Origin of the sequence: Streptomyces tendae, from assembly GCF_014650435.1 — a bacterium.
Lineage (GTDB): Bacteria > Actinomycetota > Actinomycetes > Streptomycetales > Streptomycetaceae > Streptomyces > Streptomyces tendae.
The window spans coordinates 86,759-102,959 of the sequence record NZ_BMUY01000016.1; the positions used below are offsets into that span (position 1 = coordinate 86,759).

Consider the following 16,201-nt stretch of genomic DNA (forward strand, 5'->3'; position numbering starts at 1 on the left):
GGACCTGCCGTCGATCTTGCCGTGACATCTGCTGCTGTGGCCAGGCCGGTCAGGGGCTCGGCCGGCCCCTGGTGACGCCGTGAGCTGGACGGGCGCTACTGACGTGGTCCCTCTGGGGCGGTGCCGTCGTCGGCTGACTCCAGGACGGCAAGGGCGAGGAGCATGTGAAGGACCTTGCCGATGTGGACCAGGGTTCCCGCTCCAGGACCCGGCGGGGTGACGGGGTGAGTGAGCACCCGGGCGCTGGCCAGAACCGCGATAGCGGCCTGACGTGGGCCGATGGCTGGCGTGAGCCGGTCGTGGAGATCTCTGAGCTGGGATGCGTTCCGTCGGGCGACGCGCTCGTCGACGTCGTACTCCAGGCCGGCGCCGTCTTCGATCACCGCGGTGAGACATGTCTGGACGGCTTCGGTCTTCCAGGTGGCGTCGGTCGCCATCCAGATGGCCATCTCGGCCCACGCGTCATCGGTTCCGGCGACCGGTACAGCAGAGGGGGCCGCAGCGGGCGGCACCGATTCGGGGGCGGGCTCGGGCAGGGCCTGGATGATGTCGTTGAGGCTGCTGCTCACGGGGTTGAGGTTGAGGACGGTGTAGAAGAGGGTGCGGATCATGGCGCTCAGGCCGTATCCGGTGACCTCGTCGAACGGTTTGAGCTGCCAGTCCGGATCGGATGCCGCTCGCTGGGTGTCGGTTTCGAGCCGGTTCACCGCGTGGGTGCTCATGTGGGTGCGGGGGGCCCGCGGGGTTTTCTGGGCGGCTTCTGCTGCCGCGCGGGTGGCACGCCAGGCCAGGTTGTACACCTCGCCGAGGGGCCGGTGGGCAGCGGCCCGGTAGACGGCTTCCCGCAGGCGCTGGACGTGCTGGTCGGTGACGGCCGGCAGGTTCAGGTCCTCGAGGCGGCCGTTGAAGTAGCGCAGTGCCTCTTCCGCGATCAGTTCCTCGGCCACGGCGACCAGATCGTCGTGCTGCCCGGCGGTGAGGTTGTGCGGGTTCAGGCGCTGAGTGAGGACGCTGTCCAGATGCTCGGCCCCGGTGCCCATGCTCGTTGCGAACGGCGCGTAGAAGTGGGTGTCCAGCGGGAAGAAGTCCCCGGCTGTTTCAGGCTCGGGAATCTCACCGTTCTCGGCCTGGGCCTGGGCCTGCTCGAAGGTTTCCGGCTCCCACACCAGGGCGGTCACTGGAGTGCTGGGGTGGATCCTGATCAGGCGGGACCTCACCAGCTCACCCAGCAGGGACACTGCCTGCGGGTAGGAGGGGTGCAGTGGGTCGACCCAGCCACCCACCCGGCTGACGGGTGTCGTGGAGGGCGCGTAGCGCAACAGTGCCAGTGCTGCCGTCATCTGCCGTACGGACGTTGAGGGGACCTGTTCGCTGAACTTCAGCGCGTAGCGGGTGTCCATCGTGTCGCGCTGCGCTTGCTGCCATCGGGTCCGTGCCGCATCGCGTACCTGTTGTGCCTCGGCTTCCTGGCGTGCGCGTTCTCGTTTGGCTTTGCGCCGGGGGTCGAGGACGATCTCGATGGCGTTGAGGAGGGAGGGTGTGCACTCGACGCATGTCGGGGAGCCTCCGCCGATCAACTGAGCGAGGGCGGTGCGGGAGGTGAGGCTGAGCGGTCCCTCGCACTGGTGGCACTGCTGTCCCGTGATGGTGGCGCGCACGCCTGCTGCAGCTACGGCGTAGTGGGATCGCCCCCACCCGAGGGTGTCGATGGCGCTGGTCTTTTCGCACCACACCGGTGTAGGCACAGGGGTCTCGGTGTCGAACCCGGCCAGGGCCCAGTACCGTTCACCGATCGCGACGAGTTCCGCGTCAGCACCGTCCACGGCATCCACCACCGGGATGAAGCCGTCCAAGTCAAGGCCGGCGCCCGGATCCACCACATCTGTCACCTGATCACCCTACTCACATTCCCGCCCCGCGATGACCCACCCGGCGGCACCCGGGCCGCACCGTCACAGCGGCACAGGCCTCGCGCCTTCCGGCCGACGATGGGCCTTCGTGATGTTCTCGAGGCGGATGCGTCCTACGTTCACCGCCGTCGGCGCTCTCCATGCCCGTGCGACCTTCCGGGGTGCACCGTGACGGCCAGCCTCACCAAGTGGTGCCGCGGCGGATGCCAGCGTGAGGACGACACATGTCCGACATCCGGAGCCGTCCCATGCCAAATCGCCCGCCGTTCCGCCTCGTTTGCTGCTTGTGCGGAAAGAACATTCCGCTGGCCCGGGACGTCTACGCCCTGGACCCCGAGTGGGAACGGCGCTACCCAGCCATGCGGGGGACTCTCGCATGCTCCAAGTGCGCCCTCAGCACGTCCTGGAGCTGCACGACACGCGACGGGCAGTTCGTTGACGGGCACATCCCGGCCACCCAGGGCAGCGACTTCGATGCGTGGAGCCACATCCTGGGACACGGCACCCACCGTGCGATGGTGCTGTCCTACCCTCACTCGGGACTTCTCCAGGGTGCTGAGGGGGTACCTGCGCACCTTCGCCGAGCGCTGGAACTCCAGGTTGGCGGCCCGGGTCCTGGCTGCTCTCGGCACGCCGGTCTCGTCGCTGGCCCGCAGTGACGGTGCCGTTGATGACGCTTCTTGAATCTGGCTCTGTCCGCAGTTCCGTGAAACATATGGCAGGGACCGAACGTGCCGCATGTGGCACTCCGGCCGGATGGCAGGCAGCAACCGGGAACGTGCAGCAGAGGGCTGGATCTGGAATGAGAACGTCCAGCCCTTCTTGGCTCTCCTGGCGCGCTATGCAGGCTACGACTTCGATGACACCGACTGGCAGACGGTCGAACTCGGCCTTGAGGCCACCGATGATGAACACCCGGATCGCTGGTACAGCTATCCACTCGTCGGATCGGACCATCACGTCGAAGTGCACCTTGCGCACGCCGTGGGTGGTGATGAGGTTTCTGTCCGCGTGGCGGGAACGTGCAACCCTGAGCTGCTGCTGAGGGCGGACACCCTGATAGCGGCCTTTGCCACCAGGCTCGTTGCATGAGGCGGGCATGAGTCACAGCCCTCATGGCTGGGTGAGAATCCGGGTCCGGAGGAGTTCGAACGAGGCTCGGCCGTACATGGCTCGCTTGAGCGTTTTCACCCGGTTCACGTGTCCTTCGACGACCCCGGAGCTCCAGGGCAGGGTGAGGCCGGCGGTGACGGCGTCGAGGTCCTGGCGGAGGAAGCCAGCGAAGCCCTTCATGGGCTTCGGAGCATCCTGCTCGGCTTGCCGGATCCACTCCAGCAGCAGGTATCCGCGCTGGTGACGGACGAGATCGGCAAACGCCCGAGCGAGGTCGCAGGCTCGGGTGATGTCCGGGCAGGCGAGCCGGACTTGAAGCAGCCGTTGGTCCTGGCTCTCGGTGAGAGTGTTACGGGGCCGCATGATCCACGAGGTGATCTTGCGAGGGCTGGGGATGTCGGCCCGGACTGGTTCGGCGGTGCCCGCGCGGAGGGCGGCGAGGTGTTTGCGGACGACCTGGCGGCTGCCACGGTAGCCGCGAGCCTGGATCTCCAGGAACAGGCGTGTGCCGCTGACCTGGCCTTGGGCTTCGGTGAACCGGGCGTTGAGGTACGCCTTGAATGGCCAGGACGCCGTTGGGGCGGCGCTCGCGGGCGGAGGCCAGCAGCTCGTCGAGGTCGGTGTCGCGGAAGCGGCGCACGGTCTTGCGGTCGAGGTTCAGCCGGCGGGCGATGGCGCTGACGGTCCAGTGCTTCTCCAGCAGGCGGTGGATGTCCTCGTAGCGGTGGCGGGTGCGTTCGATGATCTGGGTGCGGGGCAGTCCCGCGGGCGGTAACAGCATCGGAGGCGGTTCCGGCCCCTCGGTCACTGTCTCCTCCTCGGCGCGTTTGCGCAGGCAGTCGCGGTGCTGGTGGCAGGTCTTCTCCACTGCCGCGGACAGGTTCTGTAACAGGTGCCAGCGATCAGCGACTTCCAGGGCACGAGGGGCGGCTTCCCTGACCTCCTTGGTGTAGGCGCTGGCCCGGTCCCGGCAGATGATCTCGGCACCGGGATGCTCGGTGAGCCAGGCTGCGAACGTCTCCGAGGTGCGGTCGGGCAGTACGTCCACGACCCGGCCGGCCTCGACGTCGACCAGCACGGTCCCGTAGGTGCAGCCCTTGCGGAAGGCGAACTCGTCCACCCCCAGCACCCGTGGGGCACGGTCCGGCACAGCCGGGGCCGTCAGTAGCCTGAGCAGCCGCGTCCGGCCCGCGGTCAGCCGCAAGCGGCGGCACAACCGGGCTGCGGGACGGCCGCCGAGCTCGATCGCGATCGAGCGCAGCCAGCCCGCCAGCCCAGTGCTGGAACGGCGGTAGCGCGCGGACAGGCCCGGAACCTGCTCGACGAAGGTCGTACGGCAACACTTCCACCGGTCGCAAAAGTACCGGCGCACCCGGAGACGGACGATGACCCGGAGCGAGCCCAACGGCCGTTCATCCAGGGTGCGTTGATACGTGCTGTGCACGCGGCGGGCCTGCTTGCGGCAGTTCGGGCACCGGCCTGGGCGGGCCGTCGACACCGCCTCCACCACCAGGACGCCGGAGGAGTCGTTCACCTCCTCCACCCGCACATCGATCCCGGGAAACAGCACATCCTCAACCGTCTTGCTCGCCACGACAAGAAGTACGTTGCTGAAACGATCCCGCGTTCCTGCTGCTGACCTGGGGATTCACGGAACTGCGGACAGAGCCGTTTTCAAAGATCCCCATCATCCTGCCGCGGCCGCGCCTCGACATGTCCCGGCGACCATCGGCCAGCCACCGCCACACCCCGTGCCAACGGCACAGCCCCGTCGGCAAAACCCCAGCCGACCCCGCCCGAAGCCCACCCACCGAAACCCCCTGTGTGGCAGGTCGCGGTGTATCCGATCGGCTGATCTCCACCGGTGTCCCGTGGTGCTGCCGCGCACGCGGCAGCACCACGGGACACCAAAGCCGGGCTACCGGTCACCCCCGTTGACCCCGACACCGACCGGTACGGGACTTCCCGTCCCGTCCGGGTTCCTCAGGGTGGTGAGCGAACCGATGTCCACCGCGTCCGACGCCGCGGTGCGAGCGCTCGGTGAGCGGTTCAGCGCGCTGCCGCCGGGGTTGGTCGGCACGCTGCCGTCGGGATGGGAGGGGATGACGCAGTTGGACTTGTCGGACTCGAGGGAGCCATTGACGGCCGTCACGCAGAACTCGTAGTTCCACACGCCCGGGAACAGGAAGCCGACGCCGTAGTGGGTGTCCTCGATGATGTTCTCGTCGGCCTTCGGCGGGGTGGTGCCGCCGTCCTTGATGTTGGAGACCCACAGCCGGTAGCCGGCCGCCGACTTCGCGCCGTTCCAGTCCAGTTCCACTGTGGTGGGATCGACGGTGGTCACCCGCAGGCCGGTCGGGGCGGCCGGGGTGCCGCCGCCAACCGTCACCGGACGGGCCAGTGCGGGCAGCCCACCGCCGGCGGCGTTCCAGGTGGCCGCCGCGACGAGGTAGCGGTGGCCCGGGTTCAGCCCGTAGATCTTGACGCTGTTGCCGCGGAAGCCGGTGCCGGTGAGCCAGGCGCCGGGCGTGTCCTTGTCGAAGAGGATCACTTCGTACCGGTCGATGGCGGTGGGGTAGTCAGGTGGTGCGATTTCGAGCTCGATGCCGTCCTGGCCGATCGGCCGGCTGGCCAGGATCCGCGGCGGCGGCGCAGTCTTCGGGTGGGCGACCGCGCTGACCGTGCCGGACCAGGGGCCCTTGACGTTGTCACCGCCGACGGTGCGCACCTGGTACTCCCACTGGATGCCGTCGACAGTCCAGGTGGTGTCGGTCCGGTTGCTGTTGACGCGGCCCTCGCCCCAGGTCGTCTGGCCGGCGATCCGCGACCGCACGTCGTAGCCGAAGGCCCCGTACACCGGGTTCCAGGTGACGGTCACGCCCTGGGGGCTGGACTCGGCCTTCAGACCGGTCGGCACGGGTGTCGGCCGGACCGGCAGGTTCTCGGGCGGGAAGGGGACCGGGCCACGGCCCAGGCCGTATCGGTCGTGCAGAGTCTGCTCGAAGGCGATGGCGAGCTGGTACTCGCCGAATGCGTTGGGGTGCAGGCCGTCATAGGAGGCCGGGCAGGCGACGGGGGCGCAGGAGTATTTTTTCTGCCAGTCGACGACCTCCACCTGGGAGATGAATTTACTCCACCGGGGGGCCGCGTTCGCGAGCATCCGGTTGAAGTTGTCGGTCTTGGTGATCAGATCGTCCCGGCCGCCGATCTTCGACCGGTGCGGCACGGTGGCCACCGCGAAGTCGACCCCCGGCCGGGCCGCGCGGGCCTGGTCGATGATGGTCTCGACGCTGTCCAGGGTGCCGTTCTCGTCGCTGACGAACCAGCCCATGTCGTTGAAGCCGGCCGCGAGCAGGACAAGGTCCGGCTTGTAGGTCTCGACCTGCCGGCGGATGTCGTCCTTGATCTGTGCGGCCTGTCTGCCCCAGTGCGCGTAGTGGTCGCTGTCGAAAGCGACCCCGGCCGCGTATCCGCCGTCCACGCGGATGCCCTGGTCCGCCGGCTGCTCACCGACGAAGAGAGGCGGTTTCGGCGGGGAGGGCTGGTCCGGGGTGAACGTGCCATGGTAGGGGCCCACGAAGTCGACCGAGATGTTGTTCTCCTGGAACCACTGCCACAACCGGTAGCGCCAGGTGTAGTCGCCCTCGTGGCCCTGGCTGATCGAGTCGCCGACCACCATCACCCGGATCGTCGACGGCCAGGCGTTGGGCCGCGGCAGACCCTGGGCATACCGTTCGATGTACGATCTCAAGTACCCCGCGAAGTCTGGCAACGAGGCTCTGATGCGCTCCAACGGCGCAGACCACGAGCCGAGCTTGAGGGCGAAGTTGCTCATGGTCTCCCCCACCACGTCAACCAGCGAGACCGCCCCCTTGGATGCCCACGCCACCAGCCCCCCGGTGCCCACCCCGGCCAAAGCACCCCACAATGCCTGGGTGACTGCCTCACCCCAGACCGCCCCCTCGCCGAGCGACCGTCCGTCGAAGTAGGCGTTCATCAGGTCAGTGACGAGCCCGGTCATTGCGCCGAGGATGGCCCCGCAGGTAGGTACGGCGAGGGGCGCGGCGGGGGCGAAGACTGCGAAGGAGGCCAAGCACGCCACGCCGGACACGACACCCACCGCGGTCCCGACCATGCTGGCAACCAACTTCTGCCACCAGTTCGCCGAAGCGTTCACCTCGCCCGCGGGTATGACGAAGACGAGGCTGTTGCCGACGACCTGGATACTGCCGTCGAACCGCACGTCGCTTTGCCGGTCGTAGAAGTCCACGTTGCTCTTCTGCGCCTGCAGGCTAAACGACTCGCTGAGCGTGAGCCCCTTGCCCTTGTCGGCACGCACCGTGTCGACCATCTGCGACATCTGCCGACGCCACTCGTCAGGCCGATGGGCGGTGTTGAAATCGATGGCGACCACCACGTCGGTGTCACTGCCCGCCAGCGACCGCAGCCCTCCCGCGTCGCGGGCACACCCCAACCGCAACCCCGCCGTACTCTCCGCGATCGACTGGCTGGCAAAATTCGATCCAGCCGTGGCACAAACCTCCGCCGCGGCGGCAGGCTCCCCCGCCGCCGCGGCCGGTTCCGCCGCCCCCGCCACCATCAGCGTCACTGCTAAGACGAGCGAGATCAGCCACCCGGGTCTTCTCATACACAGCCTCCTCAATCAGCGCAGTCAATATCCGAGAACCTGAAAACCCTACGGATTCGACACCCCTAACAGCAGCTAACACAATGAGGTGGATCGGCCTGGCTGCCGTGTCCATGTCGAGCGTTGAGCGTTGAGCCGGGCATGGGGGCGTCGCCGTGGATCGTGCCGGATGAGTTGTGGGACCGCCTGGAGCCGCTGCTGCCGCAACGGCCGAGGCGGTTCAGGTATCCGGGGCGGAAGCCGTTGCCGGACCGGGAGGTGCTGTGCGGAATTCTGTACGTCCTGCACACCGGCATCCAGTGGGAACATCTTCCTCAGGAGCTGGGGTTCGGCTCGGGCATGACGTGCTGGCGTCGGCTGAGGCATTGGAACGAGGCCGGCGTGTGGCAGCGACTGCACGAAGTGCTCCTGGCCGAGCTCAACGCAGCCGCGCGTCTGGACTGGTCGAGGTGTGTGGTCGACTCCTCGCACGTCAGGGCGCTAAAAGGGGGCTCCACACGGGCCCGTCGCCGGTCGACCGGGGCCGGGCCGGGTCGAAGCACCACGTGATCACCGACGGTCACGGCACTCCGCTCGCTGTCCTGCTGACCGGCGGCAACCGCAACGACGTCACCCAGCTCCTGCCCTTGCTCGACGCCGTCCCGCCCGTGCGCGGCCGCATCGGACACCCTCGACGCAGACCCGACTCGCTGTTCGCCGACCGCGGCTACGACCACGACGTCTACCGCGACCAGGTCCGCGCCCGCGGCATCGTCCCCGCCATCGCCCGACGCGGAATCATGCATGGCACCGGCCTGGGCACCTATCGGTGGGTGGTCGAGCGCACCATCGCCTGGCTCCACGGCTTCCGCCGGCTCCGCATCCGCTGGGAAAGGCGAGCCGACATCCACGAAGCCTTCCTCAAGCTCGCCTGCTGCCTCATCACCCACCGCCAACTCAGATCATTGTGTTAACTCCTGCAACTTCTGCAGCTGATGACCTGGAAAATACGGTGCGGTCGGCTGAGCTGGGGTGATAGGTAGGCGATGTGACAGAGAGTCTTGAGTATGCCGCCCTGCTGCAACTGATCGGCGAGCGGTCAGCCGCGTTCCGGAGCGCAGTCGCCGCCGCGCCCAGCCTTGACGCGCCGGTGCCGTCTTGCCCCGAGTGGACGTTGTTCGATCTGGTGCAGCACCTGGGGACGGGCCAGCGCTGGTGGGCCGCGATCGTCGCCGCGGGCCCGGCCGAGGCTCCGCCGGCCAAGGATGCCGCGGAGGTGCCGCGCGAGCTCGAGGCGCTGCTGGCCTGGTACGCCGAGTCGAACGAACTGCTGCTGAGTGCGCTGCGCAAGGCCGGCCCGGAGCGCCAGTGCTGGACGTGGTGGGGCGCAGGCGTGTCGCCGGCGAATGCCCGGGGCGTTGCCCGGCGCCGGGTGCACGAGGTGCTGGTGCACACCTACGACGCCCAGCTCGCCGCAGGCGCCGTGCAGCCGATGCCTGCGGACGTCGCACTCGACGGCGTGGCCGAGTTTCTCGATACCTGCAACTCCACCCCGGCGGCCTGGCCGCACGAGGCCGCCACCATCCACTACCACGCCACCGAGGGCCGCTCCTGGCTCCTCGCGCTGGACGGCACCGGCGCCTGGCCCGCACCCCTCACGGACGACGCCGCGCCCGCCTCCGCTTCGGCCACGGGCACGGCCGAGCAGCTGCTCCTCTTCGTCTGGGGCCGCCTCACGCTGAGCGACCTGCACATCGAGGGCGACAAACAGGTCTTCGAGCACCTGATCGCATGGGAGCCCGAGGAGTAGCCAGTCGCTACCGCCAGCGGACGGCCTCGATGGCGTCCGCATCGCGAACAACTTCCGCCTCAGCACGGCAGACGGCCAGTTCGCAGCCCGGGCCTGACCGCCTCCCGCAGCACCGCCGAAGCAGCCAGGAAGGGGACGTGGCGGCTACGACCAGGCTTTCTGTTAGGCGCTGTAAGGGCGTCCCCCCGCAGTGCCATCCGCGTGTAGCTCGCACGGGGGACAGCACGCCATTGGTTCACTACGCGTGAAGCACGCGACGCTGAGGTGTGAGCTGCCCCGAGTTTCGTAGAGTCCGGTGATCTTGTTTCAGGCGGACTGCGGGGTGGCTTCCTGTTCTCGCCACCAGGCGCGTTCGTACTCGGCGGGCGGTACGTAGTCGAGGGCGGAGTGGAGCCGTTCCTCGTTGTACCAGGTGACCCATTGGAAGATCGCCCGCTCGACCTGGTCGACGTCCCGCCAAGGGCCTTGCATCTCGATCAGCTCGGCCTTGAAGGTGCCGTTCAGCGCCTCAGCCATCGCGTTGTCGTAGCTGTCCGCGACCGAGCCGACCGAGGCTGAGGCGCCGATCTCGGACAGCCTATCGGTATACCGAATTGATACATATTGCGACCCCCGGTCGCTGTGATGAACGAGGCCGGAGTCCTTCTTGATCCTCCGTCTCCACAACGCCATCTCCATTGCATCCAAAGGCAGTTCGGTCCGCATGTGGTTCGCGACCTGCCAGCCGACGATCATCCGCGAGTACACGTCCAGGACGAACGCCACGTACGCCCAGCCGGACCAGGTGCGCACATACGTCATGTCCGCCACCCACAGCTGATCCGGCCGCGAGGCCGTGAGTCGCGGTCGACCAGGTCCGGCGGGCGAGGCGCCGACGGCTCCGGCACCGTGGTGCGGCGACGCTGCCCGCGGATGACGCCCTCCAGGCCCAGCTCGCGCATCAGCCGCTCGACGGTGCAGCGGGCCACCACCACACCCTTGCGCCGCAGGGCGCGGGTGATCCGCCGGGCCCCATAGGTGCCGCCGGACTCAGCATGGACCTGCTCGATCAGCGGCTTCAGCTGCTCGTCGCGCAGACGGCGGGCCGACTTCGGCCGCTTCTTGCGCGCGTAGTACGCCGACTCCGACAGCCCCAGCACCCGGCAGGCGAACCCGACCCCGAGGCCCTTGTCCCTGAGGTGCTCGATCACCTGGTCGGCCTCGTCCGGGGACGGTCGAGTTCGGCCGCAAAAAACGCGCTCGCGGCTTTGAGGATGTCGTTCGCCCGCCTCAACTCCGCTACCTCTTTGCGGAGTTGCTTCAGTTCCTCGTGCTCGGCGGTGGTCAGCCGGTCGTCGCGTTCGCCGGCGTCCGCCTCGGCCTGGCGGACCCAGCCGCGCAGGGCTTCCTTGTGGATGCCCAGGTCTTTGGCGACGTGCGCGATCGGCCGGCCCGTCGTGCGGACCTCGCGGACGGCCCGCTCGCGGAGCTCGTCCGGGTATTTGCGTGGTGCTGGCACTGCTCGTGGTTCTCCTTCGGGCCAGGATCATAAGCCTGGCTTCAGGGACTCCACGAATCCGGGGCCAGCTCAGACAGAGCCGTTTTCAAAGATCCCCATCACCGTGTCGGCGAGTTGACATTTCTGCGTATCCAGCTGGGGTCATCCTGCGGGCCAGGTGAGGCCGGCGGTCTGGAACTCGGTGTGCAGGTCGAGGATGCGGGCGCCCTGGCTGCCGTAGGCGGCGATGGCCTGCTCCCGGCCGCCGATCCGCGCGGCCGCCAGAACGAGTTCGGGGAAGTCCGCCAGGGCCTCTTGCTGCTGAACTGCTTCCCACTGGCTCAGGGTGACGCTGTCGTGCTGGCCGTAGGTTCCGTAGGACACGACTGCTGCCGAGTCATGGTTGCGCAGCGCTTCTCGTGCCTGGCGGAAGGCGTCGTTCGGGGCCGCGGCGGCGGGCCCGGGCTCGGTGCTGGGGAGGTGGCCGTGGGTTCGCTGGACCTCTTCGTCGTCCTGGCGGCGCATGGCCGCGGCGATGACACGGTGAGGGAACCTGGGGCGCCACCGTCGGACGCCGAGCTCCTGGCCGAGATCACGGAGCCACAGCAGGATCTGGGTGTGGGACCAGTCCTTGGCGACCATGTCGAGCATGACCCACGACAGCTGGTCGTGGGTGGCACCCTGGATCCAGTTCACCAGCGGCCGCACGGAGATGGCGAGCTTGCGTGCGCGGTCGATCCGGTCAGCGGTGATCTTGTATCCGAGGATCGTCAGCTTGCGCTTCTTGCGGCGGGGGGTGGATTCGGCTGGCCGAGCTTGCTCGGTAGAACTGTCTTTACCACCCACTACCTGAACCTGACACACCTCCTTAACCACTGTCAGGGAAGGGGTCTCAACCTCGCCGGAGCCGCGGTTTTCCACAGGCGGGTTGTCCACAGCCTCCACGAGGTCGGCAGACGTAGATGTGGTGTCCCGGTCGACGATGATGCGTGCCGTGTACCCGGATCCGACGATGGTGTGGCCCAGTGCGCGGTCGTAGACGGCCGGGATCACCGCCGCGTACACCGTCGCGGTAGCTGCGTACCCCTTCAGGCCACGAGCCCGGCGTACGTTCGCCCGACTGCCGCGCTGCGACCACACCAGTGAGCCCATCTCACGCAGGTACGCCACGTGCCGGCTGACCGTCGCCCGCGACAGTCCCAGCCGCTCCACCATGCCCACCAGGCAGTACCTGACCTCACCGGTGTCGAAGTCCATCCGCGCCGCCAGGTCCCGCGCAACGGCCACCGTCGTCGCTGAGGCACGCGGATGAAGCCCGGAAGCCACGAGCCACTCGACCGTCCGCAGCCAGCGCCGCGGACCGGACCGCCGCGACCTGGTACGGGACACCACCTGCTCCCTGTCCGGTACGAGCGATGCCGAGAGCTCGGCCCCCGCGGTGTCCGGTGGCTTCGGCGCGGCCTTGGCCGCGCTGCTCACGAGGGCCCCGCAGAGAAGCACGAGGTCAGATGACGTGCGAAGACCGTTACGGGTTGGTCCAAGTGGGACAGGAGATCCGGGTGCCGCATACCAGACCCAAGTGCGGCCAAAGGCCGGGTTGTGACATCAGAAGCAGAGAAGAGATCACTTGGGCTAGGCCCGCTGAGCACAAGATTGGTTGGCACAGTGCCCTCGAGCGCGCTGAGCGCCCTCGGCAGCATGGACAGGCCAGAGCCAGCGATCGCATCGCGTGTGACTTGCGCCATGGCCGAGCGGCGATATGCCTGCTCTACGCGGTAGTACCGGAATGTAGGGGCATGCCGAAGCTGGCGGCCCGCAGGATGGTCATGCACAATGACTCCTGTCGAGGGGCTCCCGCCTCGCGGCACAACGAAGCCCCCTAGAGGTGCTTCGGGTTTCGGGTGAAACCTGATGTTCGAACCGTCTGACCGGCTCCCAACCGGACGGACAATCCCTTCGGAGGGGCCTGCCAAGCCCTCTCCGGTGGCAGATGGGCGCTGAGCCGAGGTGACTTCCCAATCACCCGATGGCTGAGCGGCCCGGGGCGGCGCGAAGACCCATATGGGCGCCGCCCCCGACGACTACGTCATCCCGGCCCCCTCGTCTGAGGCGCGGACCGGTGTGCCTGCGGACAGCACGAACGCCCCGTCGAAGGACCAGCAACCGGCATGGCTGCTGAACCCACGGCGGGGTGCGGTGTGTCGGGTGACGGGTACGGGTACCCTGATCACGTCGGCACCTTCCTTCTCGCGAAAAGGGTGCTCGGCAGGCTCTCGGACCTCTCCTACAAGGTCCGTCGGCCACGTGGCCCCTCCCGGCTTGCCAAGGCCGGTCGACGGGGCCACTTCTTTTTGATCAACGTTCGAGGCCACCCTACCTTCACCGCGATGTTCCAGGGGCTGCTGGGGGCTACGTGTCGCCACCCGGCTGATGCCGACCGCGGCCCGCGCCAGAGAGGGCGGCGCAAGTCGTGGGCCGTTCCGAAGCGTCGGCATCATCTGACCTCCATTCAGGTGCGCTGGAGCACGGTGGAGTAGTAGCCGGCGAGCACGGCTTCGGCTCCCGAGCCCTGAGCAGTTGCGATGCGTTGGTACTGCGCCGACCTCAAGTCGCCAGCGATGCGGACCCGGGGGTGCTGCTGAGTAGGTGGGCAGTAGCCGTCCTCGCCTACAGCAAGACCTTGGAGAGCAGCCGGCTTGTTGCCGATGTTGCCCAACACAGCGGTGGCGACATAGGACTTCCGTGCTCCGTTACGGTCCTGGACCTCAAGACTCCAGCCGGTTCCCTGGGCCAGAGGGGACACCGAGAGATGGGATACGGGCGCGAGGCAGATGCGCTGGTCCCCAGAGATCTCCGTGATCTTGTAGTCGTCTCCAGGTGGATAGAGCACGTTCAGCGTCGTTGAAGACGTGAGATGGCTCCGCAGCCAGGTCCCGAGAGGCCGGTCACCTCCGAGTACGTACGTTGGTTCAGCCAGGTCTACAGGCTTGGCTCGCCAGAGCGGCGGCACGGAGAAACCTGCCGGAGCGCTGATCCAGGCCGCGTCGAGGGGCGTCAACGCAGCCACGCCCGATGCGACCACGACGGTCTGTGCGGTGAGTACCCGCCCGTCCTCAAGGGCGAGTTCTACCCGGTCGTTATACCCCGTGACTCCTGTGGCACGGCCGTTGACGACAGAGCACCAGCCTGCACGCTCAATTCGGCTCAGGTCCGCAGCCAGGGCTGCAGCCAGCTCAGGGCCGGTCGACCAGTTGCCGGGCAGGTTCTCCAACGCACCAATGTCGTGCAGCTTGCCGCCAACCTGCCCCGCCTCAACCACTACAGTCCGCAGGTTGAGGCTAGCGGCCATCACCGCGGCTGCCACTCCGGCCGGTCCAGCGCCAACGACCAGCAGGTCCGCATCGTACGGCGGCGTGCTCATGCCTGTGCCCCCTGAGTTCCACTGATCTGCGACAGGACGTGGTCGCTGGTCACAAGCTGTTCCGCACCAAGGTTCCGGGTCGCGAGCAACAGAGCTGCGTCGTGATATCTGGAGCCCCCACTTGAGGCACAGGCATCGACAACGATCCACGGCCGGTATCCGCTCTGGTATGCGGCCATGGCAGAGTCGTACACGCAGGCGTCGGTGTCGATGCCGCACAACACCAGGTCAGTCCAGCCCGCATCCCTGATGACCTGAGCACCCTCTGCCGTGAAGATCGACGCTTGGGCCTTCTCAATAATCGCAGCAGCGCTGTCCGCGTATGGAGCGAGCTCTGAAACGAGGGCTTGCTCCTCCGGGCTGCGTAGCCGGGTCCACCCAGTGATGGTCTCGTAGGGCGAGCCCGGCTCGTTGTGGAACCTGGACAGCACTACAGGAGCACCAGCTGCCCGCCAGCCCTCCACCAGTCGCACAACCGCGGGCAGAACACCACGGCTATGCCGATTTACGAAGCCCTGCTGAACGTCAATGACCAGCAGTGCCGTCGATCGAGGGTCCACCCAGTCCGCCTTCCACATAGCCGTCACGGATTGCTGTCCCGAAGGGCATCCTGAGCGGCGCGCAGCCGGTCAGGAAGTTCACTGGTGGCCAGGATGGCCTCGCGCATCACCCGGTGTTGGGCGGTCTCGGTGGGGCGCGCAGTGGTGAGCCGGAAGTAGGCGCTACGAAGGAAGCGCCACCCGTAAGCTGTCGGCATCACTGGGTCTTGGCCGTCTTCGACCACGTGCAGGATGTGCGACGAGAGGGCCCAGAGAGCCTGTACGTCGAGTTCAAGAGCCACGATCTGGCTCATGGTCAAGGCCCGCTCGTCCGACTGCGGGTGATAGGCGACACCAGACCAGCCGACGACTCCGCGTGAGACTCCACCGTCGAACGTCACGGCCTCGGGGTGGGCCCAGCCGTCACGGAACTTGGCTTCCTCTACCCCCGGCCCGAGCGGCACCACATCTGCCGGATTCTGCCGGTTGACCAGCACTGATGGCGTAGCGAGCAGCTGGAGAACTGTGTCCAGGCCGGCGCTTGACCAGGAATGTGTGCGGAGCTCGTAGGCCGACAGCACGTACTGCGGAACGAGCGACTGGGCAGGCTGCGCCTTGTCGTCGCCGTGGCGCGCCAGAGAGTGAGCCATCCACTCCCCTACCCAGCCCGGTTCCTTCAGGTATGTGCGGTAACGCCACAACGCCAGCTCGGTCAACGTCTCGAGGCGGTGGTGCTCCTCGAGATGCACCACCGCGACACCACAGGCGTACATGTGCACCGTCGACGACTGCGCGGAGTGGTGGTCAGCCGACAGGACTCGCCGCTCCAAGCCGCCGGGCCCAGGCTCGCCTGGCGAGCCCGCAACGTAGAGGGGCGCACTGCACTCACCGAGGTACACCGGCAAGAACTTGTGGGAGACGACCGTGCACGGTGCCGGACGTGCTGCCGACTCCGCGGTGAGGGGAGCTGACGTTCCACGCAGCGCTGCCAGGCGGAGGCTGAACGCCTCCTGCTCGGCCGGGGTGCACTGGAGGAGCGCCGTGTCCAGGATCTGCGCCATCTGGGGACGACAGACGCTCGTCTTGTTCCGCTGCCAGTTCGAGACGGTCCGGGGGCTGATGCCGAGGCGACCGGCGAACTCGCGCACAGACGCTCGCATCACCGACCGCAACAGCAGCGCCTCCTCACCTGTCCACCTGTCCACAGCGATCACTACACACCCCCTTTGCGGTCACCTTCCAGGTATCAACGGCCCTATTGCCACGCTGTTGCTACACCACTTCCACAGTCGGACATCTTGCTC

Annotated in this window: 10 protein-coding genes and 2 pseudogenes; 3 read left to right on the top strand and 9 right to left on the bottom strand. The window is 67.6% G+C overall.

Annotated elements, in window-relative coordinates:
- Nucleotides 1-95: 95 nt before the first annotated feature.
- Nucleotides 96-1,889, bottom strand: coding sequence for a hypothetical protein (locus IE258_RS33410; protein WP_189749499.1), 1,794 nt, complete (start codon nucleotides 1,887-1,889; stop codon nucleotides 96-98).
- A 777-nt stretch (nucleotides 1,890-2,666) separates the two neighbouring features.
- Here IE258_RS33410 and IE258_RS33415 point away from each other — a divergent pair.
- Entirely contained in the window at nucleotides 2,667-3,002 is a 336-nt protein-coding gene (locus IE258_RS33415) for a hypothetical protein (RefSeq protein WP_189749500.1), read from the top strand.
- Between the two features lie 21 nt (nucleotides 3,003-3,023).
- Here the strand turns inward: IE258_RS33415 and IE258_RS33420 are convergent, their stop codons facing one another.
- The 3 genes from IE258_RS33420 to IE258_RS33430 all read right to left on the bottom strand — a co-directional run bounded on the left by IE258_RS33420 (nucleotide 3,024) and on the right by IE258_RS33430 (nucleotide 7,671).
- Complete coding sequence (locus IE258_RS33420; RefSeq protein WP_373309967.1) at nucleotides 3,024-3,419, bottom strand: transposase; 396 nt, start codon at nucleotides 3,417-3,419, stop codon at nucleotides 3,024-3,026.
- Nucleotides 3,373-4,617, bottom strand: a complete 1,245-nt coding sequence (locus tag IE258_RS33425) for an ISL3 family transposase (protein ID WP_189749502.1) — start codon at nucleotides 4,615-4,617, stop codon at nucleotides 3,373-3,375. Before IE258_RS33425 ends, IE258_RS33420 begins: the two co-directional genes overlap by 47 nt.
- A 324-nt stretch (nucleotides 4,618-4,941) precedes the next feature.
- Nucleotides 4,942-7,671 carry a GDSL-type esterase/lipase family protein gene (locus tag IE258_RS33430; RefSeq protein ID WP_189749504.1) on the bottom strand — a complete coding sequence of 910 codons (2,730 nt, stop codon included), beginning with the start codon at nucleotides 7,669-7,671 and terminating at the stop codon, nucleotides 4,942-4,944.
- Between the two features lie 141 nt (nucleotides 7,672-7,812).
- Between IE258_RS33430 and IE258_RS33435 the strand changes: the two are divergent.
- Both IE258_RS33435 and IE258_RS33440 read left to right on the top strand, forming a co-directional pair.
- Nucleotides 7,813-8,624 (top strand): annotated as a pseudogene (locus tag IE258_RS33435) (IS5 family transposase).
- Between the two features lie 74 nt (nucleotides 8,625-8,698).
- Complete coding sequence (locus IE258_RS33440; RefSeq protein ID WP_189749505.1) at nucleotides 8,699-9,460, top strand: maleylpyruvate isomerase family mycothiol-dependent enzyme; 762 nt, start codon at nucleotides 8,699-8,701, stop codon at nucleotides 9,458-9,460.
- 306 nt (nucleotides 9,461-9,766) lie between these two features.
- On the opposite strand, the pseudogene IE258_RS33445 reads toward IE258_RS33440, so the two are convergent.
- The 5 genes and pseudogenes from IE258_RS33445 to IE258_RS33465 form a co-directional block, all read right to left on the bottom strand.
- Nucleotides 9,767-10,958: pseudogene (locus IE258_RS33445) on the bottom strand (IS3 family transposase).
- A 141-nt stretch (nucleotides 10,959-11,099) separates the two neighbouring features.
- Nucleotides 11,100-12,416 (bottom strand): hypothetical protein, encoded by a 1,317-nt coding sequence (locus tag IE258_RS33450; RefSeq protein WP_229892583.1) that lies wholly within the window; start codon nucleotides 12,414-12,416, stop codon nucleotides 11,100-11,102.
- A 1,030-nt stretch (nucleotides 12,417-13,446) separates the two neighbouring features.
- Nucleotides 13,447-14,358 (bottom strand): FAD-dependent oxidoreductase, encoded by a 912-nt coding sequence (locus IE258_RS33455; protein ID WP_189749507.1) that lies wholly within the window; start codon nucleotides 14,356-14,358, stop codon nucleotides 13,447-13,449.
- On the bottom strand, nucleotides 14,355-14,936 hold the full coding sequence (locus tag IE258_RS33460) for a cysteine hydrolase family protein (protein WP_189749610.1): 582 nt from the start codon (nucleotides 14,934-14,936) through the stop codon (nucleotides 14,355-14,357). The genes IE258_RS33455 and IE258_RS33460 overlap by 4 nt, the downstream gene beginning before the upstream one ends.
- 5 nt (nucleotides 14,937-14,941) lie before the next feature.
- A complete protein-coding gene (locus tag IE258_RS33465; protein WP_189749508.1) occupies nucleotides 14,942-16,111 on the bottom strand; it encodes a helix-turn-helix domain-containing protein in 1,170 nt (389 codons plus the stop codon).
- Between the last annotated feature and the right edge of the window lie 90 nt (nucleotides 16,112-16,201).